The organism is Gammaproteobacteria bacterium (assembly GCA_040183005.1).
Taxonomy (GTDB): Bacteria; Pseudomonadota; Gammaproteobacteria.
Map to the genome: position 1 here is coordinate 1 of JAMPIW010000002.1, position 25,247 is coordinate 25,247.

A 25,247-nucleotide genomic window follows, 5' to 3' on the forward strand; every position below is an offset into this window, starting at 1 on the left:
GAAGTCAGACCATTGCCAAGATACTTGGTTCAGATGCTTTTGCGTTTAGGCATCCAGCGGCAGATCCTCTGTCCGGCCCAGCAGCTTGTTGATCGCGGCCACGCCAAACAGCTTGAAACCACGCAGCGCCTCGGGCGGATGGCCTGCCACGCAGACGATGGGTTTGCCATGGGCTACGCCCATGATCAGGGGACGTCCCGAGCGCATCGGCACGCCGTCCACCAGCAGTTCTCCGAGCGCCCGCACCAGGTCTGAGATAAAATCACGCCCGCCCACCGCAGTGCCGCCCGAGATCACCAGCATGTCGGCATCCTTCAATGCCTGCGTGGCGGCCGCAACAAAACCATCAAAATCGTCCCGCATGATACCACCAAACACTGGAACGCCCCCAGCCTGACTAATCGCCGCCGCCAGCATCACGGAATTGCTGTCGCGGATTGCGCCGGGGTGCATGGGCTCAGTAGAGGGAATCACCTCATCGCCGGAGGAAAACACCGCCACCCTGGGTGCGCGCGCCACGTCCACGGTGTCGATACCAAGGCTGGCAACCGTTCCCAGATTCATGGGGTCAAGCACCGTCCCGGCGCTCAGTACCACAGCACCCTTCTTGATATCACAGCCCTGATCTTCAATAAAAAAGCGCGGAGGGAAAGGGCGGGTGATGGTGAAACTATCGCCCTGCCGCGTGGCCTCCCACATCCGCACCACGGAAAGTGCGCCATCGGACACAATACTGCCAGTGGATACCGCCAACGCCTGACCCGGCGCAGTAGCGGGGAAGGTGCTATCCCCAGGCTTCACCTCTCCAATGATCGAAAATGACACGGGATTGGACTCGGAGGCTTCATGGGTATCCGCCGCATTGACCACAAAACCCTCGACAATGACACGATGATAAGGCGGGGAATCCTCTGGCGCGACGAGATCGCTGAACAGGGTCCGCCCCAACGACGCAGAGAGCGCGCAGCGTTCCGCACCCAAGGTGCGAAATGGCACTGCGGCGGCAAAACGTTGTTGAGCCTCGATTAAGGGTGATGTATCGGTCATGCGTGATCCTTTTTCAATAACGCCAGAGTAAGACCAAGACAATACCGGAAAGTGTGCGAGAGTGCATCTACTTCAAAGGATCGACTTCGCGTTTTTCTTTGCTCGACACGTGGCGCGCCGGTATCATGGACGCTTCTCAACTCATCGGTTTTCAATACACATGTCGAACAATCATTATGACTCGATCCGCGCCGTGGAATGGCATGACGACGCACTGAAGCTGCTGGATCAACGCGTGCTGCCGCACCGGCGCGAATATCTCGTGATAGAGGATGCCGCAAGCACGGCGCAGGCCATCACGGACATGGTGGTGCGCGGCGCACCCGCGATAGGCGTCACCGCAGCCTATGGCGTGGTGCTGGCAGCACGTGACCGTTATGCGCACTCCCCCGCTACGTGGAAACAAGACATCGAGGCCGACCTGGAACTGCTTGCGCGCTCCCGCCCCACCGCCGTCAATCTGTTCTGGGCCCTGGAGCGGATGCGCCGCTACCTGGCAAACCTCAGCGGTGATCCGCACCAGTCCTTGCTCGCCGAGGCGCGCCACATCCACGAGGAAGACATCGCCGCCAACCGGCGCATGGGTACGCTGGGGGCCGCCCTCATCGAGGATCGCTGCACGGTGCTGACGCATTGCAATACCGGATCGCTGGCTACCGGCGGCTACGGCACAGCGCTGGGAGTGATTCGCGCGGCCTACGCGGCGGGCCACATCAGCCAGGTGTTTGCAGACGAGACACGCCCCTGGCTACAGGGCGCGCGTCTTACCGCCTGGGAGCTGGTGGAAGATCGTATCCCGGTAACACTGCTGGTCGAGGGGGCGGCGGCGCACCTGATGAAGCAGGGCGGCGTGCGCTGGGTGATCGTCGGCGCGGACCGCATCGCCGCCAACGGCGACGCCGCCAACAAGATTGGCACCTACAGTCTGGCCATATTGGCGCGCCATCATGGCGTGAAATTCATGGTGGTGGCACCCACATCCACCGTCGACATGAACATCGCCAGCGGCGCGGATATCCCCATCGAGATCCGCTCGCCCGCCGAAGTGCTGACCCACGCTGGCCATCCCGTCGCAGCAGAAGGCGCACAGGCCTGGAATCCGGCCTTCGATGTTGCGCCAGCCGAACTGATCGACGCAATTGTCACGGAGCGCGGTGTAGTCCTCGCCCCTACTGCCGCAAAAATGGCCGCCATGATGGGAAGCGGGGCTTAACACGACCCATTGGAGACATTGCTCCTCTATCTTGCTACCGGCGCGGTCGCCGGGGTTCTCGCCGGGCTGCTGGGCGTCGGCGGCGGGCTGATCATCGTCCCGGCACTGGTATTTATCTTTGCAACCCAAGGCGTGCCGGATGCTATCGTCATGCACATGGCGCTCGGCACGTCACTGGCGACCATCGTGATGACCTCGATATCTTCTGTGCGCGCTCATCACAAGCGCGGCGCAGTGTTGTGGCAGGTGGTCTGGCGCCTCACCCCCGGCATTGTAGTGGGCACGCTGATGGGGGCTATGCTCGCCGATATGCTGTCTGGAGGGGTGTTGAAGCGCATCTTCGGTATCTTTGCGCTGCTAGTGGCTTTGCAGATGGGGCTAGCCGCAAAACCCGCGCCGCACCGGCGGCTCCCCGGACGATCAGGCATGGGGCTGGCAGGGTGGATCATCGGCGGCGTATCGGCCATCGTCGGCATCGGCGGCGGCTCCCTGACCGTACCGTTCCTTACCTGGTGCAAGATCAACATTCACAACGCCGTGGCCACCTCCAGCGCGTGCGGCCTACCCATCGCCCTGGCGGGCAGCCTGGGGTTCGTCATCACCGGCTGGAATGAAACCGCCCTGCCCGCCTTCAGCAGCGGCTATATCTACTGGCCCGCAATGGCCAGTATCGCCACCGCCAGTGTGCTGTTCGCACCCCTGGGCGCAAGGCTCGCGCACGCCTTGCCTGCGGATACTTTGAAGAAGTTTTTCGCTATTTTTCTTGCGCTGCTTGGGGCACGAATGCTGGTGGGTTAATTAACCGCCATCCGCGCCCGCGTCTTGCCGACAAACTCGGCAAAAAAAGCCCCAAAAACACCCAGCATCAACCCCAGAACAGCGGCCAACGCCAAGTAAAGCGCAGGTTTGGGTTTGACGGGCTTGGCAGGCAGCGTCGGCTGCCTAAGCAAGATCGTCGGCCTGGATTGCAATTCGGACATCGCCAGCCTTACTGCCGCCTGCTGCTGTTCAATCTGCGGCAACTGCTGCAGCAACCGGTCTTGCTCCAGGGCCAGCAAGCCTGCCAGCGCGGCATCGCTGCCAGCCACCGAAGTGACCCGGCTCCTTAGCAAGATCAACACTTGTTCGACTTGATCCTTTTGCTTTTCTAGCGATTCCAATTGTTTCTGTTGTTCATTCCGTGCCATGTCATACAATTTCAGATGTTGCCGCAGCACCTTGGTCGTGACATCCGCAAGAAATTTCTGCGCCTCGGCCGCGCTATGGGCCTGGGCGGTGATTTCAATACCATTTGCCAGCGTCTTCTCCATGGTTTTTGCTTCCTTGATCAAGGGGAATTTCTGCTCTCCCTCGCTGTCATCCTTGATCCGGTATTCTTCTTTCAGCCTCTGCACGAGGAGCTGCGGTGACTCCAAAGGTCCCACCTGCCCTATTCCCAGCACGGCGCGGCTTTCGTACACAGGTTTAGTGATCGCTATCCACGCCCCCACCAACAGCAAAGACAGCAACAGACTGCCGATGATCATTTTTTTTCTTTTAACAATCACCCGCCACAGATCAATCAAACTGATTTCGTCTTCCTGCAAAGCCTCCCGCGTCTCATGGGCTTGGTCAAGCTGGTCCGTTGAATTTTTATCTGACATTACATCTCCACATATATCAATTACTTTATTTCAATAGCTAACCAGACGCCCACCGTCGCGCTCCAACGGCACTCTTTGGCCGAGCGCAGGTTACCACGACTTTACATGGGGTCAAACAGCAAGTGCAGCTTCGATTTCCGCTTGTATTGTAAGTAAAACACCATTGGGGTCTTCTGATGCGGTAATGGGCCGTCCTATCACGAGATAATCCGATCCGGCACGGATGGCATCATAGGGCGTCATGATGCGCTTTTGATCGTCGCGCAGTGCCCCTTGCGGACGAATACCCGGCGTCACCAGGCAAAAATCCGTGCCCTGGTTTTGGCGCAGATCAGCTACTTCCAGTGATGAGCAAACAACACCATCCAATCCGGATTGTTTCACCAGCGCGGCAAGACGCAGGACATTTTCACGCGGGGTGCCCGGCAAACCGATCTCATGCAGATCGTCCTCATCCATACTGGTCAGGACAGTCACGCCAATCAACAAGGGGCGCTGCGGCGCTTTTTCAACGGCATTGCGCGCCGCATCCATCATGCGCCGCCCGCCCAGGGCGTGGACATTGACCATCCACACGCCAAGATCGGCAGCCGCAGCACAGGCCTGCGCTACGGTGTTGGGAATGTCGTGGAATTTGAGATCGAGAAAAATGTCGAAGCCATTGCCCGCCAGTCGTTCCACCAACGCCGGGCCACTGCGGGTAAACAGTTCTTTTCCAACCTTGAGACGACAACGGCGGGGATCCAGCCTGCTTGCCAGCGCCAGCGCCTGAGCGGCATCGGCACAATCCAAGGCAACGACAATACGAGGCCCGTGAGGCTTAACTTCAAACATGTCTGCCATTCATGCCCTTTGGGTAGTCTTCGATTGCACACAGGGCAGGGCCTGCATCTGTATCGGTTTTACGCTGCCCCAGGTTTTACAGCCAGGACATTGCCAGTGTATGGATTTTCCCGAAAAGCCGCAGTGATTACACCTGTATAAGGGGTTTTCCTTTAGCAGTTTTTCAATCCCTTCCTTGATCATCAGCAAGCTGGACTGCGCATTGCCATCGCTATCGGCAAGTTGCAAATCGATCATCGAAACCAATCCCGTAAGCGTAGGTTGCTTTTGCAAATGATCCGTGACAAACACCATTGCATCACGTTCGCCATATTGATTGCGTAAAAATTCAACCAACGCGGATATGGGCACAATGCGGGGGTATTTCTGCACCAGTTTCTTCAGGTAGTCCATCATCTCCGTCGGATTGTCCAAGACGTGATAGCAGCCCAGCATCGGTGGAATCACCTCGGAGAGATACTCCGGATCCTGCGCTTCAACACGCTGATAGGTTCGCAATGCAGCCTTGCAATCTCCTGCCCCCCTCTCCATATCACCTTGCATAATGGTGGCGCGAACACAACCGGGATCAGCAGACAAGGCGCGCTTGGTCATTTGTGCGGCACGTGCGTCATCCTTCTGCACGCGGGCCTGATCGGCAATTTCGCAATAATATTGGGCAATAAGACTGTTCAGCTTTTTGCCTGTTGCGACCTCAAGCTTGCGGGCCATGTCTATAGCCTTGTCCCATTCCTTTTCCTGCTGATAGATATCACACAGCAAACGCAACGCCGACGTGGCTTGCCCGCTGGCTTCTATCAATTCCAAAAAGAGGGCTTCGGCGCGGTCAAGAAGTCCGGCACGCATATAATCCTGCCCCAGCTCCAGGAGTGCCTGATTGCGCTGATCGAGACTCAGCGTTGGTCTGGCGATAAGATTCTGATGGATACGTATTGCGCGGTCTACTTCTCCGCGCCGACGAAACAGGCTTCCCAGTGCGAAATGGGTTTCGACCGTATCCGAGTCCACTTCAAGCATCCTGACAAACACCTCAATGGCCTTGTCAGGTTGCTCATTGATCAGATAATTGAGCCCCCTGAAATAATCGGGGCGAAGTCCTGCTGCCCCTTCGTCATGCTTGCGCCGGGTTTCCTGCTTGGCCATCCACCAGCCTGACGCAGCCGCCACCGGCAGCAATAGCCACAATAAATCCGACATGCTCAACGCTCATCCCGGATCGGCAGTGAGCGTAAATTGACAAGCTCTGTCTCGGTAGACTTGGCTACCTTGCGCAGCCCGGCAATTTCCCGTTTTAATTGTATGATCACGCTCAGGCTGGCCAGAATACCGCAAAGGGCACCTATTACCAGGGAGATCACTACCACGAGGGACAAGGATAGCTGCCAGCTACCGAAATAGTAGTCGAGCTGTACGGGCTGAGAATTAAGAACGGCAAAACCCAGGCCGATTGTGAGCACTACCAGAAAGATGATGAGATAGATAATGCGCAACATACCCCTCCTCGGCAACTGCTCCATGCGTTGCACTACCTCGTCCATCCATGGACTCGTCTCTTTGGGCTGCAAACGGACGGTCATTCAACACAACCAAAGGGTAGCGGGTGCTTGAAACCCTCTACTATATATCGCCCGCCTACTGCTCCATGCTGCTGTTAACCCGGTCACGCAACTCCTTGCCCGGCTTAAAGTGCGGCACATACTTACCCGGCAGAGGAACGGCTTCGCCGGTTTTTGGGTTTCTCCCCATGCGCGGTGGCCGGTGGTGCAAGGAAAAACTGCCAAATCCGCGAATTTCTATACGCTCCCCACCCGCCAGCGCCTGAGCCATTTGCTCGATGATGGTCTTGACCGAGAATTCAACATCTTTATAGGTCAAATGATTCAGTTTTTGCGCAAGTGCCTCGATTAACTCGGATTTGGTCATTGCTTTTATATCCATGCTTCAACTCCCCAATAGACTTTTGGCTGAATCATTCGGCAACTGCTCTATGCGTTGCTCTCGGCCGCCGCTACCGGCGCGGCCCTACCTCCTCCCTCCCTGGAGTCGTACCTCGTCCATCCATAGACTCGCGCGCGACGGAAAGTTTGGTTTGAGATATCCGTAACCAGAGCAGTTTGCCAGATTGGCTGACGCACCGAGGAAAAGCCGTCTCACACTAAACTGCTGCTTAGAACTTATCCGTGAAAAAACCGTGCCCGCAGGCCACTGCTCCATGCGCTGCTCTCGGCGACCTTTAGGTGGCAACACAACGCGAAATCTTCACGGATAAACTCTTTGCTCAATACAGAATAGAGGCGCAGGTGTCTGCGCCTCTATTACTGGCACACCATTTATTTACTTCTTACTAATTATTCGGCCCTGCTTTCCATCTTTTCCTTGATGAGATCACCCAGAGTGGTCGCACCGCCGGATCCCTTGGTGTATTCCTGCATCACCTCGGCCTCTTCCTCGTTATCCTTGGCTTTAACGGACAAGACGATGGTGCGGTTTTTACGGTCAACGCCCATGTATTTGGCCTCGACCTGGTCGCCCACCTTCAGCACTGTGCGAGCATCTTCCACACGCTCGCGGCCCAGCTCGGAAGCACGCAACTGCCCTTCTACGCCTTCTTCCAGCTCAATAACCGCACCCTTGGCATCCACTTCTTTCACCACACCCGTGACGATACTGCCCTTCACGTGATCAGCAACGAAGTTAGAGAAGGGGTCTTTCTCAAGCTGCTTGATGCCCAGCGAGATACGCTCACGCTCGGGATCAATGGCCAGCACCACTGCCTCGACTTCATCGCCCTTCTTGTAGTTGCGCACGGCTTCTTCGCCAGGGATATTCCAGGAAAGGTCCGTCAGGTGCAGCAATCCGTCGATACCGCCGTCGAGACCAACGAAGATACCAAAGTCGGTGATGGATTTGATCTGCCCAGCAACTTTATCGCCCTTGTTGTGAGTCGCGGAGAACTCTTCCCAGGGATTAGGACGGCACTGTTTCATGCCCAACGAGATGCGGCGGCGACCTTCGTCGATGTCCAGCACGGTGACTTCCACTTCGTCACCCATATGCACCAGCTTGGAAGGATGAACATTTTTGTTCGTCCAGTCCATTTCCGAGACATGCACCAGGCCTTCGACACCGCTTTCGATTTCAACAAAGCAGCCATAATCGGCAATGTTGGTAATCTTGCCGAACAGGCGGGCGCTGACAGGATAACGGCGTGCAATATCAACCCAAGGATCTTCGCCCATCTGCTTGAGGCCGAGCGAGACGCGATTGCGCTCACGGTCAAACTTGAGCACCTTGACGTCGATCTCGTCACCCACGTTGACGACTTCGGAAGGATGCTTAACACGCTTCCACGCCATATCGGTGATGTGCAGCAAACCATCGACGCCGCCCAAATCGACAAATGCGCCGTAGTCGGTGAGGTTCTTGACCACACCCTTGACCATCTGTCCTTCTTCCAGGTTCTCCAGCAGGGCCTGGCGCACGGCGCCGCCTTCGCTTTCAACCACGGCGCGGCGTGACACCACGACATTATTGCGTTTGCGATCAAGCTTGACGACTTTGAATTCGAGCTCTTTGCCTTCCAGATGGGTGGTGTCGCGCAACGGACGAACATCCACCAGCGATCCCGGCAAGAAGGCACGTACACCGCTGGTATCGACGGTGAATCCACCTTTGACCTTGCCGCTGATAATACCCTTGACGATCTCGCCGGCTTCCATGGCGCGCTCAAGGCGGGTCCAGGATTCGGCACGCTTGGCTTTCTCCCGCGACAGGCGGGTTTCACCCGTACCGTCTTCCATCATCTCCAGCGCGACATCCACGATATCGCCAACAGCGACTTCGGCAACACCCATCTCGTTATAGAACTGCTCCATGGGGATGGCGCTTTCGGACTTCAGTCCGGCGTTCACGATCACCATATCCGGTGTCATACGCACCACGGTTGCCGTTACTATGGCACCGGGACGAATGCGGGTTACAAAAAGACTCTCTTCCAATAATTGTGCAAAGCTTTCGCTCATTGATTCTTACCTTGCCCCATAAAGAACGCTGGGACGACTGTTGATCCGCGTTGATCGCGGGTGATTTATAAACGCCTGATTCAGCAGTGAATCAAGCTCCTAAATAAGCCGGAAACCGGCTTCTAACTTCCATCAAGAAGACTCGCCCCGCCATAAATCCATGAGCTGTTGTACGACCGCATCAATGCCAATACCCGTCGTATCGACAACAATAGCGTCGTCAGCCGCCTTCATGGGAGCGAAGCTGCGCGTGCTGTCACGCACGTCACGTTCGGCAATCTCTTTTAGAAGATTGCCAAGATTAACATCCAAACCTTTATCTTTCAACTGTTTATACCGGCGTGTTGCGCGCTCTTCGGCGCTCGCCGTAAGAAAGACCTTGAGTTGGGCGTCCGGAAAAACCACCGTACCCATATCGCGCCCATCCGCCACCAGCCCAGGCGGCTCAAGAAAGGCGCGCTGGCGATCCAGCAGGGCAAAGCGCACACCAGGCAGCGCGGCCACACGGGAGGCATCGTTGCCACATTCCTCGCTACGCAAGGCGTCGGTAACCTCCTCCCCCTCCAGGATAACCCGGATTTGCACTTCCTCGTCGGTATCGAACTGCACATCAAGATGCGCCGCCAGGGTTTCCAAGGCAGGCTCGTTATCCAACGCGATGGCATGGCGCTGGGCGGCCAGACCGACAAGACGGTAAAGAGAACCACTATCGAGAAAGTGCCAGCCCAGCTTTTTGGCCAGGATGCGGCTCACCGTCCCTTTGCCGGAGCCGCCGGGACCGTCGATAGTAATTACTGGCGGGGGAGTTTTGGGCATCATGGCTGGCGATTATCTCCGACGACACCCAGACCGGCGGCGCGCGCCAGATCGACGAAGCCGGGGAACGAGGTGCCGACATTGGCGCAATCATCAATCATGATCGGACCAGTGGCGCGCAATGCCGCCATGGCGAAGGCCATGGCAATGCGATGATCGCCGTGGCTGTTGATGCGGCCGCCGCTCAGACCGCCGCCGCGGATCACCATGCCATCGGGCGTGGGTCGGGCATCAACCCCCAGCGCCACAAGACCGTCGGCCATCACCTGGATACGATCGCTCTCCTTGACGCGCAGCTCTTCCGCGCCGCTGAGCACCGTCTCACCCTCTGCGCAGGCCGCTGCTATAAACAGCGCGGGGAATTCGTCTATCGCCAATGGCACTTGATCGCGCGGGATGGTTATCCCGCGCAGATGGCTGGAACGCACCCGGATATCGGCGACCGGCTCGCCGCCCGATTGGCGCAGATGGCTTATTTCGATACTCGCACCCATCAGGCGCAAGATGTTTATAACACCGACGCGCGTCGGATTGATTCCGACATGCTCCAGGGTCAAGTCCGAACCCTCGGCGATGGCCGCACCCACCATGAAAAACGCCGCCGATGAGATATCGGCAGGCACATCAATCGAGGTCGCGATGAGTTTTCCGCCGCTGCCACCCACACATATTTTCCCGTTTTTGCATTCAACGGGATAACCGAACCCCATCAACATGCGCTCGGTATGATCCCGCGTGGGTGCCGGCTCGGTCACGCTAGTGACCCCTTCAGCATAGAGGCCGGCGAGCAACAGGCAGGACTTGACCTGCGCGCTGGCCACCGGCATCACATAATCTATGCCCTTGAGATGCGCACCGCCCCAAACGTGCAACGGTGGCGTACCTTTTTCGCTGGTCTCGATGCGCGCCCCCATCAGGCTTAATGGGTCGGCGACACGCTTCATGGGACGGCGCGACAGGGATTCATCGCCGGTCATCACCACATCGAACGGCTGGGCCGCCAGCAGCCCCGCCAGCAGGCGCATGGAGGTACCGGAATTGCCGAGATAGAGCGGACCCGCCGGAGCCTTCAAGCCGTGGAGGCCGACACCGTGAACAGTGACGTGTCCATCATGGGGACCTTCAATATTTACACCCATCTCACGAAAGGCATTGAGCGTCGCCAGGCTATCATCGCCTTGCAGAAAACCAGTGATCTCGGTCGTGCCTTCGGCCAGCGCACCCAGCATAATGGAGCGGTGAGAGATCGACTTATCACCTGGGACGCGCAGACGGCCCTGCAGGTGCCCGCCGGGTGCAACAAAAAACGTGTTTGGATGCGGTGCGCTCATTTGATTCCAATTATGTTAATCACCATACAAGGGGACAATGGGTGGCAATGTCACGGAGGACAAGGAGAATGCTTTTTCAGGAGTCCAAAGATTCGATCATGGCGGAAGTAAAGTGGTAAATCCTATCAACCATTGTTCTCTTGCCGGCAAAACCGGTCGCGCGCCGTTTTGGCGCGGTCAAACGTGACCAAGATCCGTTCGCTGTCGCCTGCACGAATCGCCTCGCCCAAAGAGGCGATATCCGCCATAAAACGCTCCAGCACAGACAACACTGCCGCCCGATTCGCCAGGCAGATGTCGCGCCACATCGCCGGATCACTGGAGGCGATACGCGTAAAATCGCGGAATCCGCCGGCGGCGAAACGGAATATCTCCTCGCTCTCATCCATGCGCACCAATGTATCGACCAGTGCATAGGCCAGCAGATGCGGCAGATGGCTGGTCGCCGCCAGCACTTCGTCGTGATGCTCAACGCCCATTTCCACCACTTCGGCGCCGGTATGCTGCCACAATACACGCACGCTTGCCAGTGCTTCCGGCTGGGTGTGGGGCAAAGGTGTGAGTATCACACGTCGCCCTTCGAAAAGGCCGGTGAACGACGCCTCAACACCGCTCTTTTCAGTGCCGGCAATAGGATGGCCTGGCACGAATGTCGGCGGGACTTCGCCGAAAACAGCGCGGGCGGCATCCACGACACTGCCCTTGGCGCTACCCACATCAGTAATGATGGTATCCGGACGGATATGCCCGGCGATTTGCCGGAACACCGCCTCCATCGCCCCCAACGGCACCGCCACAACAACCATGTCGGCATCATGCACCGCAGCGGCGATATCGATCTCATACCTGTCGATAACACCCAGCTCCAGCGCCTTGCGTAGCTGAGCCTCATCACGCCCGCCGCCGACGATTTCCCGGCACACCCCCGCCCGCTTTACAGATCGCGCCAGCGAACCGCCGATCAGACCGACACCGATGATCGCAAGGCGTTTGATCATCATTTTTGCCACATGGACCACGCAGGTTTAAACATCAAGAATATCCTCCGTGTTCTCCGTGACTACAAATCCCGCCCTATCACCTGCGCGATGCCGCGCAGTTCGCCCATCAATTGCATCAGTTGTGGCGGGCTAAGAGCCTGATCGGCATCGCACCAGGCCTCGGCGGGCATGGGGTGCATCTCCACCAGCAGTCCATCGGCGCCTGCCGCGATTGCGGCGCGCGACAACGCGGGCACCATCCACGCCTTGCCACCGGCATGACTGGGATCAATGATCACCGGCAGATGGGTCTCACGCTTGAGTACCGGGATAGCGGTGACATCGAGCATGTTGCGGTAATAGGTCTCGAAGCTGCGCACGCCGCGCTCGCAGAAGATGATATTGTGATTGCCGCCCGCAGCAATGTATTCCGCCGCCATCAGCCACTCGGAGATTGTCGCCGACATGCCACGCTTGAGGATCACCGGGGTCTGGATGCGGCCTACCTCCTTGAGTAGGTCGAAATTCTGCATATTGCGCGTGCCGATCTGGATCACATCCACCTTGTGTTCGAGAAAGGTGTCGAGCATGCGCACATCCATCAGCTCGGTGACTATCGGCAGGTTGTGCCGATCCGCCGCGCGCCGGAACATATCCAACCCCTCGACGCCCGCCCCCTGAAAGGCATAAGGGCTGGTGCGCGGCTTGAACGCACCACCACGCATCAGACGGCAACCTGCGGCAACGACACTTTGCGCTGCGCTGTCCATCTGCGACTGGGTTTCCACCGAACAAGGTCCGGCGATGATCTGCACCGTATTGCCGCCGAGCTTGATGCCGCCAATGTCGATAACGCTGTCTTCCGGGTGGGATTCGCGCGACACGATCTTGTACGGCTTCATCACGCGAATGACATTTTCCACGCCACCCAGCGCTTGCAAGGCCTCCATGTCCACCTTGCGCTCATCGCCGATGGCGCCGATCACGGTGCGCTCGATGCCGCGTGACACATTGGAACCCATACCCATGGACTCCAGCTTTTTCTCCACCGCCCGGATTTCCTCATCGGCGACATGGGACTTCATAATAATGATCATTGTCTCGATTTAACCTCTTAAACATGTAGGGTGCGTCCCACGCACCGCATCAACAATGTAATGGTGCGCACAGCGCACCCTACGATTCAAAGCACCGCGCCTGGATAAGAACCCAGCACTTTCATCATTGCCGCCTCATCACCCAGCTCCTGCAGCGCCTTGGCCACGCCAGGATCCTGGCTATGGCCTTCGATATCAATAAAAAACACATAGTCCCACATGCCGCGCCGGGACGGGCGTGACTCGATGCGCGTCATGGATATGCCATGACGGAAGAGCGGCTCAAGCAGACGATGTAAAGCCCCTGGACGATTACGTGCCGAGAGCAGCAATGACGTTTTGTCATTACCGCTGGGCGGCGGCGATTTCGTGCCGATCACCAGAAAGCGCGTAGTGTTGTCCGGCTCATCCTCGATATTGGCCGCCAAAATATTGAGTCCATAGATCTCCGCCGCCGTGGCGCCTGCGATGGCCACTGCCCCCGCATCCTGGGCGGCGCGGCGCGCGGCCTCCGCATTGCTGCTCACGGTCACATGCTCCACGCCGGCAAGATGCTCTTCGATCCATCCGCGACACTGGGCCAAGGCCTGCTGATGCACATACAAACGGCTAACGCCATTGCCAACGCTATTGATGCCATCCATCTTGCCCAGCAGGTTATGATGAATGCGCAGCTCCACCTCGCCACAGACCCTGAGCGGTGAGCTGATGAACATATCGAGGGTATGATTGACCACGCCCTCCGTGGAATTTTCCACCGGCACAACGCCATAATGCGACGCCCCCGCCTCGACATCGCGGAACACCTCGTCAATGGCGCCATGCGACACGGTACGTACCGAATGGCCAAAATGTTTGAGGGCGGCAGCCTGGGTAAAAGTGCCTTCCGGGCCGAGAAAGGCTATTTTCATAGGCTGTTCCAAGGCCAGGCAAGCTGACATGATCTCGCGGAACAAGCGCGCCATTTCCTCGCCGCTCAACGGGCCGGTGTTGCGCGCCAACACATTACGCAACACCTGCGCCTCGCGCTCAGGGCGGTAGTAGTCAGCGGCCTCGCCACCCAGTTTAACCTTGGCGACTTCCTGGGCGCACGCGGCACGCTCATTGATCAATATCTGAATTTGCTCATCCAGATGGTCAATGCGTGCGCGAATAGCTTGTAGTGCGTTGTTGGTCATAGTAAATTTTGCGTAACACACCAAGCGTGCGAAACACACAATCCGTTACTTTAATGAGTGCCTAATGGCACGGCTGGTGGGTTACGGCACAAAAAACGCGCCTAACCCACCCTACATCGACTATAAAACCCGCACCGCCAGAACACCCTCAATGGCGGCGAGTTCCCGGATCACGGATTCGGGGATAGGCGTCTCCACGTCGGCCAAAGTATAGGCCAGATTGCCTTTGGATTTGTTGAGCAGATCGACAATATTCAACCCGGCCTTGGCCATGGCGGTGGAGATCTGCCCTACCATGTTGGGGACGTTGGCGTTGGCGATACCGACCCGGTAGCCTTCGGTACGCGGCATAACCACTTCAGGGAAGTTCACGGAGTTGGTGATGTTGCCGTTTTCCAGGAAATCACTCACCTGGTCCGCCACCATCACCGCACAATTATCTTCCGCCTCCTCGGTAGATGCGCCGAGGTGTGGCAGGGTAATCACGCGTGGGTGGTTTTTGAGCAGATTGCCAGGGAAGTCACACACGTAGCTATAGATTTTGCCGGCGTTGATCGCCTCTACCAGCGCCACATCATCAACGATACCGCTGCGCGAAAAGTTGAGCACCACGGCCCTCTTTTTCATGAGTTTGATGCGCTCGGCGCTAAGCATGTTGCGCGTGGCATCCATCAGCGGTATGTGGAACGTGACGAAATCAACCTTGGACAGCAAATCATCGACGCTGGCGGCCTGTTGCACGTCGGAAGACAGCTTCCAGGCGGCCTGCACGGTGATCGCCGGGTCAAAGCCGATCACCTTCATGCCCAGCTTGATGGCAAGATTCGCCACACGGACGCCGATAGCACCCAAGCCGATCACGCCCAAGGTGCGGCCCGGAAGCTCGTAACCGACGAAATCTTTTTTGCCTGCCTCGACCTGCTTGTCGATACTGGCGTCGTCGCCCTCGACATGGCGCGCGAAATCCCACGCTTGGCAGATGTTGCGGTAGGCCAGCAACATACCCGCAAGCACCAATTCCGCCACCGCATTGGCGTTGGCGCCCGGCGCATTGAACACCGGAATGCCGAGTGCGCTCAACTTGTCCACGGGTATATTGTTGACGCCCGCACCGGCCCGGCCCACCGCCTTCACCGATGGGGCGATCGGGTAATCGTGCATTTTGAACGAGCGCAGCAGGATCGCGTCGGGGTGCTGAATTTCGGAAGCAACCTCATACCTGTTGCGCGGCAGCCGCTCCAGCCCTGCGGCAGAAATATTGTTCAACGTCAGTATTTTGAACATTTTTTCGACCCTAATTTATCAGACTATCCGTGGCGTTTCTCAAAATCGGCCATGAAGGCAATCAGCGCATCCACACCTTCTTCCGGCATGGCATTGTAGATACTGGCGCGCATTCCGCCCACCGAGCGATGACCTGCCAGCGCCACCAGGCCCACAGCCTCCGCCTCTTTGAGGAAGGTTTTGTCGAGATTGGCGTCGGCCAGGGTAAATGGCACGTTCATCCACGAACGGCAGGTCGGGTCCACCGGGTTGGCGTAGAAGGGAGATGTGTCGATAGCGGCATACAGCTTGTCCGCCTTGCGCTTATTGACTTCGGCCATCGCTTGCAAACCCCCGCCGCGCTTAATCCAGTCGAATACCAGTCCGGCGCAGTACCAGCCGTAGGTCGGCGGGGTGTTATACATCGAGCCGTTATCGGCATGCGTCTTGTAATCCAACATGATGGGTGTACCGGCCATGGCCTGACCGATCAGGTCGTCGCGGACGATCACCACCGTCAGCCCCGCCGGGCCGATGTTCTTTTGCGCCCCGGCGTAGATAATGCCGAACTTGCTGACATCAATCGGGCGCGACAGTAACGTGGACGACATGTCTACCACCAGCGGCACGTCACCACCAACCTGCGGCACCCAATGGAATTCCACACCGCCGATGGTCTCGTTCGGCGTGTAATGAACATAGGCGCTGGAGGCGTCAAGCTGCCACTGCGTTTGCGCAGGGATCGTCGAGTAGTTGCTCGCCTTTGAGGTGGCGGCGACGTTCACTTCACAGTAACGCTTCGCCTCGCCAATGGCCTTTTCCGACCACATGCCGGTATTGATATAATCCGCCTTGGTTTTGCCGCGCAGAAGGTTCATCGGCACCATCGCAAACTGACTGCTCGCCCCACCTTGCAGAAACAGCACCTTGTAGTTGGCGGGAACGGCCAGCAGCTCGCGCAGATCAGCCTCGGCCTGCTCTGCAATGGACACAAATTCCTTACCGCGGTGGCTCATTTCCATCACCGACATGCCCGATCCCTGCCAGTCGAGCATCTCGTCCCTGGCCTTCTCGAGAACTTCCTGTGGCATCACCGCCGGTCCGGCGCTGAAATTGTATATGCGTGACATTGTGAACAAGCTCCTCTTGTTATGAGTGTTGATTATTCCGACCCCTGGTCCTCGACCTCTGGCGACTGCTCCGCCTGATCCCCGGCCTCGCCTCCTTCATCCGCAAGGCTTTCAACCCTCTCAACGACAACCAGCTTCTCGCCCTTGCCAAGGCTGATCAACTTGACGCCCTGGGTATTGCGTCCCAGCACCGACACTTCGCTCACGCGGGTACGCACCAGCGTGCCGCCGTCGCTGATCAGCATGACTTCATCCTCATTGCCAACAAGCGCCGCGCCGATCACGGCGCCGTTACGCTCGCTGCTTTGGATCGAATTTACACCCTGGCCACCGCGGCCATGCACAGGGTAATCGCTGATCGGCGTGCGCTTGCCGTAGCCCCTTTCGGTGGCGGTGAGCACATCCCCCTCTCCGCCGGAAATAATCAGCGAAATCACCTGGTGGCCCGGCGCCAGGGTGATGCCGCGCACACCGCGCGCGGTGCGGCCCATCGGGCGCACATTGTCTTCGCTGAAGCGCACTGCCTTGCCGCTGCTGGCGAACAACATCACGTCCTTCGTGCCGTCCGTGATATCCACGCCGACCAGGCGGTCATCGCCAAACAACTCCAGGGCGATAATGCCGCTGGTGCGCGGACGTGAGAAATCCTCAAGCGGGGTCTTTTTCACGGTGCCACTGCTGGTTGCCATGAACACATACTTGTCTTTCTCATACTCGCGCACCGGCAGGATGGCGTTGATGCGCTCGCCTTCTTCCAGCGGCAGCAGGTTGACCATCGGCTTGCCGCGCGCGATACGGCTGGCCTGGGGAAGCTCGTAGACTTTCATCCAGTAGACCTTGCCACGGCTGGAGAAACATAGAATGGTGTCATGCGTGCTGGCAACGAACAGCTTGTCGATAACATCCTCTTCCTTCATGCTGGTGGCCGTCTTGCCTTTGCCGCCACGCTTTTGCGCGCGGTACATCGAGAGCGGCTGGGACTTGGCGTAACCGGCATGAGAAAGCGTAACCACCACGTCTTCCTCGGTGATCAGGTCTTCCAGGCTGAGATCCTGGTGAGTGGTGATGATTTCGGTACGACGCGCATCGCCGTATTGCTCGCGGATGGCGAGCAACTCGTCACGGATCACCTGCATCAGGCGCTCGGGGCTGCCCAAAATATCAAGCAGGTCATTAATTTTGATGAGTATTTCTTTATACTCACCCACTATCTTGTCCTGCTCCAGTCCGGTCAGGCGGTGCAGACGCAGATCTAGGATCGCCTGGGCCTGAACCTCGGACAGACGATAACCCGCCACATCCATGCCAAACTCCGGCGCCAGACCCTCGGGGCGAGACACGGCAGCCCCGGAGCGCGACAGCATCTCCGTCACCAGTCCCGGCGCCCAAATGCGCTGCATCAGGCCAAGCCTGGCCTCGGCGGGGCTGGGTGCAGCCTTGATTAGCGCAATGATCTCGTCGATATTGGCCAGCGCAACCGCCAGCCCTTCCAGGATATGCGCGCGCTCTCGCGCCTTGCGCAACTCAAACAGGGTACGGCGCGTCACCACTTCGCGTCGGTGGCGGATGAAGGCCTCAAGGATCTGCTTCAGGTTCAGCAGGCGTGGCTGCCCATCTATCAGGGCCACCATGTTGATGCCGTAGACATTTTGCATCTGGGTCTGCTGCCACAGATTATTGAGCACCACCTCGGCCACTTCGCCACGGCGCAGCTCGATCACCATGCGCATGCCATCCTTGTCGGACTCATCGCGCAACTCGGTGATGCCCTCAAGCTTTTTCTCTTTCACGAGATCGGCGATTTTCTCCAGCAGCATCGCCTTGTTCACCTGATAGGGCAGCTCGGTGACGATAATGCTGTGCTTGCCGCTCTTGTCGTCAGTCTCAACATGGCTGCGTGCCCGCACATAAATGCGCCCGCGCCCGGTGTGGTAGGCGTCGACAATGCCGCGCGCGCCGTTAATAAAGGCGGCTGTGGGAAAATCCGGCCCGGGGATATATTCCATCAATCCAGCGATATCGATACTGGAGTCGTCAATCAGCGCAATACAGGCGTTGACGACCTCAGTCAGATTGTGCGGCGGGATGTTGGTCGCCAGACCCACCGCGATACCCGCCGAACCATTGATAAGCAGGTTGGGGATACGAGCGGGGAAGACCCTGGGTTCGCGTTCGGATTCGTCATAATTGGGGACGAAATCGACGGTTTCTTTGTCGATATCGGCGAGCAGCTCATGCGCAATGCGCGACATGCGCACCTCGGTGTACCGCATCGCCGCCGGGGCGTCGCCATCTACCGAGCCGAAATTGCCCTGCCCATCGACCAGCATGTAACGCAGCGAAAATGGCTGGGCCATGCGCACGATAGTGTCATATACCGCAGTATCACCGTGCGGATGGTATTTACCGATGACATCACCCACTACACGGGCCGATTTCTTGTAGGATTTGTTCCAGTCGTTACCCAGCTCACGCATGGCAAACAGAACGCGCCGGTGCACCGGTTTGAGGCCATCGCGAACATCGGGCAACGCGCGCCCAACGATAACGCTCATGGCATATTCCATGTACGACTGCTTCATCTCCTCTTCAATATTGACGGGGAGAACTTCTTTGGCGAATTGATTCATCGGGAACGCGGCATCCTTACAGGCTTCATGCAAGCCCAAGAGCTTTTTGGTGTGGGGTTAACGATAACCTGCCGATCTTTTTGCATAAGCCGGAAATGTTACCATAAACATGGGACTTGCTGCACTTTAAGAATTGATCGCGCGCCTTTGCTTTGGACAAAACCCGCACTGCCAAAATACTGAAAATCGCGTAATCCACCCCATACCCGTCAAGGGCACAATGTAGCGGGACCACCAAGCAGGCGAACCCACAAACCATCATAAAGATTATGAAAAACAAATAATTAACTAAAAATCGAGCGGCCAATCACCGTTTTCGGGATAAATACCGCACACGCGCCAAACTTGCCTATCCGCCTTGCGCGCTGCCCACCCCTTGCGCGCAAGGGGTGGGCATTGCCTCAGAAGCCCTTAGTTTCCTTCTTCGCCTTCTTTGCGGCCTTTTTTTCTTTCATGGTCTTGGCCGGCTGTTTCTTGGTTTCCTTCTTGCTGTCGACGCCTTTGCTCATGTTTCTCGCTCCTTGATGATGCAGTTATGAAAAGTGGGACGATCCCGCCGTGGGTTGGTTGACCAGAGTATTTTCACAGGATATCACCAGAGAGAAAATACAGACAGGCTCTTTTGCCACTGTTTTATTCTACCTGCATTCTACGAGCTACGGGATGACCCAAGCCCCGGGGCCGCTCCTTGATGTTTGCTCACAATCTGCTCGATTGCGCCAACCAAACCGCCAACAAAAGGCTGAATCGAATGGTGCGCTTCATAATGTGCTCTGGCCGCATTCCCGATGCTTGATCGCAGACTTGGATCCGCCATAAGGAAATTAATAGCGGAACGTAATTCATCAGCTGAATCAGGCTCTATGAAGTACAGGGTATTCATATGCTCACCATACTCCACAGTTGTGGCTGTTTTCGTAATAATTACTGGCTTGCCTAACGCCATCGCATCGAGAAGCACCATCTGGCCGGAAGATGTCTTTTCATTTTTAAGTGGCAGCACCACAATATCCGCGCCAGCGAGTTGTTTAATGTAGTCACGGCCATAGCATTGCCGGAGTATCGTTACATTTGCAGGATGCTTCACCTCCTGAAGTGCGAAGGCGGAGTCGCAAATGATATGTGCTTGTATTGGAAGCTGCGAGACTGCCTCACAAAGCCGCTTGTAATCCCTCCCCGAGCGGCCAGCTGACAGCACGTACCCGGAATTGCTTGGCTCCAGGTCGTCCGGCTTGTTAAAGACGCCACCAAACAGGGTTGAGATAAACGTGGTGCGCTCTAAACCAAAAAGCTCAGAATAGTACTGCTGCTCGAATTTCGAAAAGCATATCACCCCCAAGGCTTGCGATAACACAGCCCTAAAGTAACGCCATCGTATTGCGCTTATGATGGCTGATTCACGTGTGGTGTATATAAATCCCATTAAGGCTATGGGAAACCGTTTTCGGGATATGAGCCGGGCTATTACAAGTCCGATCAGCTCCATATCGGAACTGACACAAACAAGATCAGGCTGCACATCCCACCGAGCAATCCTTCGTCCGCTCCGGAATGCAAACCATATTAATCTGGGCAGCTTAAGAGCCAACTGAATGCGGTTTTGATAGCGAAGCCCAGACAAACCGCCACAATCAAATGAAGCCTCGGGAATCGCCTTTTGCAATAACTGAACAAGAGGCCAGTTGGATCTCGCCAAGGGAAATATAAAATGAATCTTCATCACTTTATCCATTCGATTGTGTATTTCGGGCGATGTCGCGACACCAGAGCGTAGCATTGGAGCCTTACACACCAACAACCACCACAACCCCATACATCACCACCCACGCATACACCCCCGCCACGACATCATCAATCATAACCCCTATCCCGCCACTGACGTGACGGTCAAGCAGATGAATCGGCCAAGGTTTCCAGATGTCGAACAGGCGGAACAGGCCAAATCCTATCAGCACCCATAGCCACCCCGGCGGGGCGGCGGCCATGGTGACGAGGTAGCCTACGATTTCATCCCACACGATGCCGGGGTGGTCATGCACGCCGAGGTCATGCGTGGTGACATGGCATAGCCAGATGCCTAGCGCGAACAATGCGGCGGTGACGGCAAGATATCCGGTGAGCGGCAGGTGTTGCAACAACAGATAAAAGGGGATGCCAACCAGCGTGCCGAAGGTGCCGGGGGCAACTTTTATCGCGCCCGCGCCGAATCCGAAGGCGGCGAAATGGATGGGGTTCGACCAAATGCTGGCGGGGACATGAGGTTTTTTCACGGCACTCAAGCACTAAAATGCTGGTAGCCGCTGGCAGTGGGCTCAAAGACCTCACCGTTGAGCAGATTACGCAGACCGTGCGGGCTTTCGATCACGCCGATGCGTGTGCAGCCGCCGGGAAAACGGGCGAGACGCTGTTCGGCCTCCGCCTGCTTTTCGGGGGGAACAGTAAAGCATAACTCATAATCATCGCCGCCGGAGAGCGGCAAATTCCACCGCTCTTTGTGCTTTGCCATTACGGTGAAGGCGGTGGACACCGGCATATGCTCGACTTTCACCGTCGCGCCAACGCCGCTGGCATTGAGGATGTGGCCGAGATCGGCGGCCAGACCGTCGGATATGTCGATAGCCGCAGATGCAATGCCGCGCAAGGCCATCCCTGCCTGGATACGCGGCGTGGGGCGCTCCAGCCGCTCGGCAAGAAAGGCGGCATGGGCGTGCGACAACTCTTCCGCGCTGCCGCTCCGGACACGCAAGGCCAAGGCGGCATCACCCAGTGTGCCGGTGACATAAATCACATCGCCAGGGCGCGCACCTGCACGGCGCAGCGCCATGCCTTCCGGCACAAAACCGTGCATCTGCACGGTCAGGGTGAGCGGCCCACGGCAGGTGTCGCCGCCGACCAGTTGCACACCGTATTGCCCGGCCAGAGCAAGCAGACCCGCGCTGAAGGCGGCCAGCCAGGCCTCGTCGGGCTGCGGCAGGGTGAGCGCAAGGGTAGCCCACGCGGGTTCGGCGCCCATCGCGGCCATATCGCTGAGGTTGACGGCCAGCGCCTTGTAACCAAGCGCAGCAGGATCGGCATCGGGGAAGAAATGCACACCGGAGACCATGGTATCCATCGCCACCACCAGATCACTGCCGGGCGGCACACGCAGCACCGCGCCGTCATCGCTGATGCCGAGCACCACATCTGAGCGCGTAGCACCATGATGGGCAAAGTAGCGATTGATAAGATCGAACTCTGATAGCGGCATGGTCTATCCGCCTTTCGGCCCTGCCCTCATCTGCATTTCAGTTGCGCGCAGTTTGCGCGCGACCTTATCAAGTATACCGTTGACATATTTGTGGCTCTGATCGGCGCCGAATACCTTGGCCAGATCCACGCTTTCGTTGATGATCACCCGATACGGTATCTCAAGACGGAATTTAAGCTCGTAGACGCCGATGCGCAGAATGGCGCGCTCCACGGGATCGAGTTCCGGAATGGGGCGGTCGAGCAGGGAGGCGAATTGCGCATCCAGCTCGTCCAGGTGCGCGGGCACTTGATGCAGCAACTCCTGAAAATAGGCCACATCGGCCTTTTTCATGTCATGCTCGGTAACAAACTGGCTGTCGATGTCGCTGACATTCTGGCCGGTCACCTGCCATTGATAGAGGGCCTGTACGGCGCGGTGACGCGCCAGGCTACGGGCGTGGCCAGGGTGCAATCTGCTTGGCCCGCGCCGTGCGGACGCATTCTTTTTTTCTTCTATGGGCTGCGTCATGATTTATCGATCTGCTGCAACAGATTGATCATCTCGATGGCGGTCATTGCCGCGTCCACACCCTTGTTTCCTGCCTTGGTGCCGGCACGCTCAATGGCCTGCTCGATGGTGTCAACAGTCAGCACGCCGAAGGCCACCGGTAGGTTATGCTGCATGGCGACGCCCGCCAACCCCTTGCTGCATTCACCGGCGACATAATCGAAGTGTGGCGTGCTGCCGCGGATCACCGCACCCACGGCAATGATGGCGTTGTAACGCTTGCCTGCGGCGATGCGTTGCGCCACCAGCGGCAGTTCATACGCACCTGGCGCATACACCACGTCGATATCCTGCTCCGTGGCGCCATGGCGCAACAGGGCATCCACCGCGCCATTGACAAGGTGCTCGACAATAAAGCTGTTGAAGCGCCCGGCAACAATCGCAAAGCGCGCGCCACGCACAGTGAAATCGCCTTCGATGGTTTTGATGTTTTTCATAATTTATGACTCGTTGCTTAAAAAATATGGGCCAATTCAAGGCCTATTGCACATACTCGATCACTTCCAGGCCGAATCCTGCCAGCCCATGCACCTTCTTGGGCGCGCCTAATATCCGCATCTTGCCCACGCCTATATCGGCAAGAATCTGCGCGCCCACGCCATAGGTGCGCAAATCAATCCCCGCTGCCGGTTTCGGCAAGTGTATACCCTTATCTTTGAGCTGATAATCCCTGATGCGCCGCACCAGGTCAGCGCCCTTTTCCGGTTTGCGCAACATCACTGCCACGCCGGCGCCTTCTTGCGCTATACGCCGCAAGGCATCGCGCAGCGGCCAGCCGCAATCATCGCGCCGCGTATCAAACACATCGCACAGTGTATCCTGCATATGCACGCGCACCAGCGTGGGCTGTTCCGCGCGCACCTCGCCCAGCACCAGCGCCAAATGTAACTCCTGGTCTATGGCATCCTGATAGGCCAGGAGACGGAACATGCCATACTCAGTCGGCAGATTGCACTCGGCGACGCGCGCCACGGTCTTTTCATTTTCCAGCCGGTAGTGGATCAGATCGGCAATCGTGCCGATCTTCAATTTATGCTCCAGCGCAAACTTCTCCAGCTCGGGGCGGCGCGCCATGGTGCCGTCTTCGTTGAGAATCTCGACAATCACGCAGGCCGGCTCCAGCCCCGCCATCCGTGCCAGATCGCAACCTGCCTCGGTATGCCCGGCACGCGTCAGCACGCCGCCGCGTTGCGCCATGATTGGAAAGATATGCCCCGGCTGCACAATGTCCGACGGCTTGGCATCCGGCGCCACCGCGGCGCGCACCGTGACGGCGCGGTCGGCAGCGGAGATGCCCGTCGTCACACCCTCGGCGGCTTCGATGGACACGGTGAAATTGGTCATATGCTTGTCGTTGGTATCGCTTACCATCAGCGGCAAGCGCAACTGTTCGCAGCGCTCACGCGTCAGCGTAAGACAGATCAAGCCGCGCCCGTAACGCGCCATGAAATTGATATCCTCGGCGCGCACGCACGACGCGGCCATTACCAGATCGCCTTCGTTCTCGCGATCCTCATCGTCCATAATGATGACCATCCTGCCTTGGCGGATGTCTTCGATAATCTCTTGGGTGGTGCTTACGGACATATCAACTCAGCTTTTAACAAATCCATGCTCTACCAGAAAGGCGCGGCTAATCCCCGCACTCCCCGGCTGCGCGGCACGCTCGCCCAGTAGCAACCGCTCAAGATACCGGGCCAACACATCCACTTCGAGATTGACGCGTCTGCCTGCGGTAAATTCATCCATCGTCGTCTCTTTCAGGGTATGAGGCACGATATTGAGATCGAACTCTGCGCCGTTCACGGCATTGACCGTGAGGCTGATGCCGTCGACACAAATCGAACCCTTTTCCGCGATGTACCTGGCCAGCGCATCCGGCGCCCTGATAGTAAAACGCACCGACCGCCCATCTTCCCCGCGCCTCACCACCGTTCCCGCACCATCCACGTGCCCGCTCACCAGATGGCCACCGAGGCGCGTAGTGGGCGTCAACGCCTGCTCCAGATTCACTCGGCTACCCTGCTTCAATTCGGAAAACGTGGTGCATGCCAGCGTCTCGCCGGACACGTCTACCCAGAAACCGTCACCTGTATAACTCGTCACCGTCAAACACACACCGCTCACGGCGATGCTGTCACCGATCCGTGCAGCGGAAAGGTCTAGCTTTCCCGCTGCGATACGCATACGCAGATCGGCGCTCATGGATTCCAGGGCAGCAACCGTGCCTATGGCTTGTATGATGCCTGTGAACATGA

The 25,247-nt window shown here is 57.5% G+C and carries 24 protein-coding genes; 2 read left to right on the forward strand and 22 right to left on the reverse strand.

The window, feature by feature from the left end:
- Window positions 1-45: 45 nt before the first annotated feature.
- Window positions 46-1,047 (reverse strand): molybdopterin molybdotransferase MoeA, encoded by a 1,002-nt coding sequence (locus M3A44_01500; GenBank protein ID MEQ6340342.1) that lies wholly within the window; start codon window positions 1,045-1,047, stop codon window positions 46-48.
- 160 nt (window positions 1,048-1,207) lie between these two features.
- Between M3A44_01500 and mtnA the strand changes: the two genes are divergently transcribed.
- A complete protein-coding gene (gene mtnA / locus M3A44_01505) occupies window positions 1,208-2,260 on the forward strand; it encodes an S-methyl-5-thioribose-1-phosphate isomerase (GenBank protein ID MEQ6340343.1) in 1,053 nt (350 codons plus the stop codon).
- A gap of 9 nt (window positions 2,261-2,269) precedes the next feature.
- The gene (locus tag M3A44_01510) at window positions 2,270-3,058 is read left to right on the forward strand and encodes a sulfite exporter TauE/SafE family protein (GenBank protein MEQ6340344.1); all 789 of its coding nucleotides are present in this window, start codon (window positions 2,270-2,272) and stop codon (window positions 3,056-3,058) included.
- Here the strand turns inward: M3A44_01510 and M3A44_01515 are convergent.
- The 21 genes from M3A44_01515 to M3A44_01615 form a co-directional block, all read right to left on the reverse strand.
- Complete coding sequence (locus M3A44_01515) at window positions 3,055-3,903, reverse strand: Wzz/FepE/Etk N-terminal domain-containing protein (protein MEQ6340345.1); 849 nt, start codon at window positions 3,901-3,903, stop codon at window positions 3,055-3,057. The two genes, M3A44_01510 and M3A44_01515, sit on opposite strands and share 4 nt — an antisense overlap.
- Before the next feature lie 111 nt (window positions 3,904-4,014).
- Window positions 4,015-4,737, reverse strand: coding sequence for an orotidine-5'-phosphate decarboxylase (gene pyrF / locus M3A44_01520; protein ID MEQ6340346.1), 723 nt, complete (start codon window positions 4,735-4,737; stop codon window positions 4,015-4,017).
- Window positions 4,738-4,746: 9 nt separating this feature from the next.
- Window positions 4,747-5,943, reverse strand: coding sequence for a lipopolysaccharide assembly protein LapB (gene lapB / locus M3A44_01525; protein ID MEQ6340347.1), 1,197 nt, complete (start codon window positions 5,941-5,943; stop codon window positions 4,747-4,749).
- Window positions 5,944-5,945: 2 nt separating this feature from the next.
- The gene (locus tag M3A44_01530; GenBank protein MEQ6340348.1) at window positions 5,946-6,323 is read right to left on the reverse strand and encodes a LapA family protein; all 378 of its coding nucleotides are present in this window, start codon (window positions 6,321-6,323) and stop codon (window positions 5,946-5,948) included.
- 55 nt (window positions 6,324-6,378) lie between these two features.
- On the reverse strand, window positions 6,379-6,669 hold the full coding sequence (locus tag M3A44_01535) for an integration host factor subunit beta (protein MEQ6340349.1): 291 nt from the start codon (window positions 6,667-6,669) through the stop codon (window positions 6,379-6,381).
- 425 nt (window positions 6,670-7,094) lie between these two features.
- Window positions 7,095-8,768: a 30S ribosomal protein S1 gene (gene rpsA / locus M3A44_01540; GenBank protein MEQ6340350.1), complete on the reverse strand. Its 1,674-nt coding sequence runs from the start codon at window positions 8,766-8,768 to the stop codon at window positions 7,095-7,097.
- A gap of 132 nt (window positions 8,769-8,900) precedes the next feature.
- Window positions 8,901-9,587, reverse strand: a complete 687-nt coding sequence (cmk, locus tag M3A44_01545; protein MEQ6340351.1) for a (d)CMP kinase — start codon at window positions 9,585-9,587, stop codon at window positions 8,901-8,903.
- Window positions 9,584-10,915: a 3-phosphoshikimate 1-carboxyvinyltransferase gene (gene aroA / locus M3A44_01550; GenBank protein ID MEQ6340352.1), complete on the reverse strand. Its 1,332-nt coding sequence runs from the start codon at window positions 10,913-10,915 to the stop codon at window positions 9,584-9,586. Before aroA ends, cmk begins: the two co-directional genes overlap by 4 nt.
- A gap of 125 nt (window positions 10,916-11,040) precedes the next feature.
- The gene (locus tag M3A44_01555) at window positions 11,041-11,913 is read right to left on the reverse strand and encodes a prephenate dehydrogenase/arogenate dehydrogenase family protein (protein ID MEQ6340353.1); all 873 of its coding nucleotides are present in this window, start codon (window positions 11,911-11,913) and stop codon (window positions 11,041-11,043) included.
- A 62-nt stretch (window positions 11,914-11,975) separates the two neighbouring features.
- Entirely contained in the window at window positions 11,976-12,992 is a 1,017-nt protein-coding gene (gene aroF, locus M3A44_01560; protein MEQ6340354.1) for a 3-deoxy-7-phosphoheptulonate synthase, read from the reverse strand.
- Window positions 12,993-13,078: 86 nt separating this feature from the next.
- Window positions 13,079-14,170, reverse strand: a complete 1,092-nt coding sequence (gene pheA / locus M3A44_01565) for a prephenate dehydratase (protein MEQ6340355.1) — start codon at window positions 14,168-14,170, stop codon at window positions 13,079-13,081.
- Between the two features lie 120 nt (window positions 14,171-14,290).
- Window positions 14,291-15,454, reverse strand: a complete 1,164-nt coding sequence (locus M3A44_01570; GenBank protein MEQ6340356.1) for a phosphoglycerate dehydrogenase — start codon at window positions 15,452-15,454, stop codon at window positions 14,291-14,293.
- Window positions 15,455-15,477: 23 nt separating this feature from the next.
- Window positions 15,478-16,563 carry a 3-phosphoserine/phosphohydroxythreonine transaminase gene (gene serC / locus M3A44_01575; GenBank protein ID MEQ6340357.1) on the reverse strand — a complete coding sequence of 362 codons (1,086 nt, stop codon included), beginning with the start codon at window positions 16,561-16,563 and terminating at the stop codon, window positions 15,478-15,480.
- A 32-nt stretch (window positions 16,564-16,595) separates the two neighbouring features.
- Window positions 16,596-19,193: a DNA gyrase subunit A gene (gyrA, locus tag M3A44_01580; GenBank protein MEQ6340358.1), complete on the reverse strand. Its 2,598-nt coding sequence runs from the start codon at window positions 19,191-19,193 to the stop codon at window positions 16,596-16,598.
- 649 nt (window positions 19,194-19,842) lie between these two features.
- Complete coding sequence (locus tag M3A44_01585) at window positions 19,843-20,913, reverse strand: glycosyltransferase family 4 protein (protein ID MEQ6340359.1); 1,071 nt, start codon at window positions 20,911-20,913, stop codon at window positions 19,843-19,845.
- A gap of 64 nt (window positions 20,914-20,977) precedes the next feature.
- Entirely contained in the window at window positions 20,978-21,472 is a 495-nt protein-coding gene (locus M3A44_01590) for a phosphatidylglycerophosphatase A (GenBank protein MEQ6340360.1), read from the reverse strand.
- A complete protein-coding gene (gene thiL, locus M3A44_01595; GenBank protein MEQ6340361.1) occupies window positions 21,469-22,440 on the reverse strand; it encodes a thiamine-phosphate kinase in 972 nt (323 codons plus the stop codon). The genes M3A44_01590 and thiL overlap by 4 nt, the downstream gene beginning before the upstream one ends.
- Before the next feature lie 3 nt (window positions 22,441-22,443).
- Window positions 22,444-22,950, reverse strand: coding sequence for a transcription antitermination factor NusB (gene nusB / locus M3A44_01600; GenBank protein MEQ6340362.1), 507 nt, complete (start codon window positions 22,948-22,950; stop codon window positions 22,444-22,446).
- Window positions 22,947-23,426, reverse strand: a complete 480-nt coding sequence (ribE, locus tag M3A44_01605; protein ID MEQ6340363.1) for a 6,7-dimethyl-8-ribityllumazine synthase — start codon at window positions 23,424-23,426, stop codon at window positions 22,947-22,949. Before ribE ends, nusB begins: the two co-directional genes overlap by 4 nt.
- 43 nt (window positions 23,427-23,469) lie before the next feature.
- On the reverse strand, window positions 23,470-24,576 hold the full coding sequence (gene ribBA, locus M3A44_01610) for a bifunctional 3,4-dihydroxy-2-butanone-4-phosphate synthase/GTP cyclohydrolase II (GenBank protein MEQ6340364.1): 1,107 nt from the start codon (window positions 24,574-24,576) through the stop codon (window positions 23,470-23,472).
- Window positions 24,577-24,582: 6 nt separating this feature from the next.
- Window positions 24,583-25,245 carry a riboflavin synthase gene (locus tag M3A44_01615; GenBank protein ID MEQ6340365.1) on the reverse strand — a complete coding sequence of 221 codons (663 nt, stop codon included), beginning with the start codon at window positions 25,243-25,245 and terminating at the stop codon, window positions 24,583-24,585.
- Window positions 25,246-25,247: the final 2 nt, after the last annotated feature.

Excerpts from the sequence above, each read along its gene's own strand:
- M3A44_01570 (MEQ6340356.1), bottom strand. The coding sequence starts at position 15,454 with ATGTTCAAAATACTGACGTTGAACAATATTTCTGCCGCAGGGCTGGAG.
- ribBA (MEQ6340364.1), bottom strand. The coding sequence starts at position 24,576 with ATGTCCGTAAGCACCACCCAAGAGATTATCGAAGACATCCGCCAAGGC.
- M3A44_01615 (MEQ6340365.1), bottom strand. The coding sequence starts at position 25,245 with ATGTTCACAGGCATCATACAAGCCATAGGCACGGTTGCTGCCCTGGAA.
- pyrF (MEQ6340346.1), bottom strand. The coding sequence starts at position 4,737 with ATGTTTGAAGTTAAGCCTCACGGGCCTCGTATTGTCGTTGCCTTGGAT.
- cmk (MEQ6340351.1), bottom strand. The coding sequence starts at position 9,587 with ATGATGCCCAAAACTCCCCCGCCAGTAATTACTATCGACGGTCCCGGC.
- M3A44_01555 (MEQ6340353.1), bottom strand. The coding sequence starts at position 11,913 with ATGATCAAACGCCTTGCGATCATCGGTGTCGGTCTGATCGGCGGTTCG.
- M3A44_01585 (MEQ6340359.1), bottom strand. The coding sequence starts at position 20,913 with ATGAAGATTCATTTTATATTTCCCTTGGCGAGATCCAACTGGCCTCTT.
- mtnA (MEQ6340343.1), top strand. The coding sequence starts at position 1,208 with ATGTCGAACAATCATTATGACTCGATCCGCGCCGTGGAATGGCATGAC.
- M3A44_01500 (MEQ6340342.1), bottom strand. The coding sequence starts at position 1,047 with ATGACCGATACATCACCCTTAATCGAGGCTCAACAACGTTTTGCCGCC.
- ribE (MEQ6340363.1), bottom strand. The coding sequence starts at position 23,426 with ATGAAAAACATCAAAACCATCGAAGGCGATTTCACTGTGCGTGGCGCG.
- thiL (MEQ6340361.1), bottom strand. The coding sequence starts at position 22,440 with ATGCCGCTATCAGAGTTCGATCTTATCAATCGCTACTTTGCCCATCAT.
- rpsA (MEQ6340350.1), bottom strand. The coding sequence starts at position 8,768 with ATGAGCGAAAGCTTTGCACAATTATTGGAAGAGAGTCTTTTTGTAACC.
- serC (MEQ6340357.1), bottom strand. The coding sequence starts at position 16,563 with ATGTCACGCATATACAATTTCAGCGCCGGACCGGCGGTGATGCCACAG.
- gyrA (MEQ6340358.1), bottom strand. The coding sequence starts at position 19,193 with ATGAATCAATTCGCCAAAGAAGTTCTCCCCGTCAATATTGAAGAGGAG.
- lapB (MEQ6340347.1), bottom strand. The coding sequence starts at position 5,943 with ATGTCGGATTTATTGTGGCTATTGCTGCCGGTGGCGGCTGCGTCAGGC.
- M3A44_01530 (MEQ6340348.1), bottom strand. The coding sequence starts at position 6,323 with ATGACCGTCCGTTTGCAGCCCAAAGAGACGAGTCCATGGATGGACGAG.
- aroA (MEQ6340352.1), bottom strand. The coding sequence starts at position 10,915 with ATGAGCGCACCGCATCCAAACACGTTTTTTGTTGCACCCGGCGGGCAC.
- M3A44_01515 (MEQ6340345.1), bottom strand. The coding sequence starts at position 3,903 with ATGTCAGATAAAAATTCAACGGACCAGCTTGACCAAGCCCATGAGACG.
- nusB (MEQ6340362.1), bottom strand. The coding sequence starts at position 22,950 with ATGACGCAGCCCATAGAAGAAAAAAAGAATGCGTCCGCACGGCGCGGG.
- aroF (MEQ6340354.1), bottom strand. The coding sequence starts at position 12,992 with ATGATCATTATTATGAAGTCCCATGTCGCCGATGAGGAAATCCGGGCG.
- M3A44_01535 (MEQ6340349.1), bottom strand. The coding sequence starts at position 6,669 with ATGACCAAATCCGAGTTAATCGAGGCACTTGCGCAAAAACTGAATCAT.
- pheA (MEQ6340355.1), bottom strand. The coding sequence starts at position 14,170 with ATGACCAACAACGCACTACAAGCTATTCGCGCACGCATTGACCATCTG.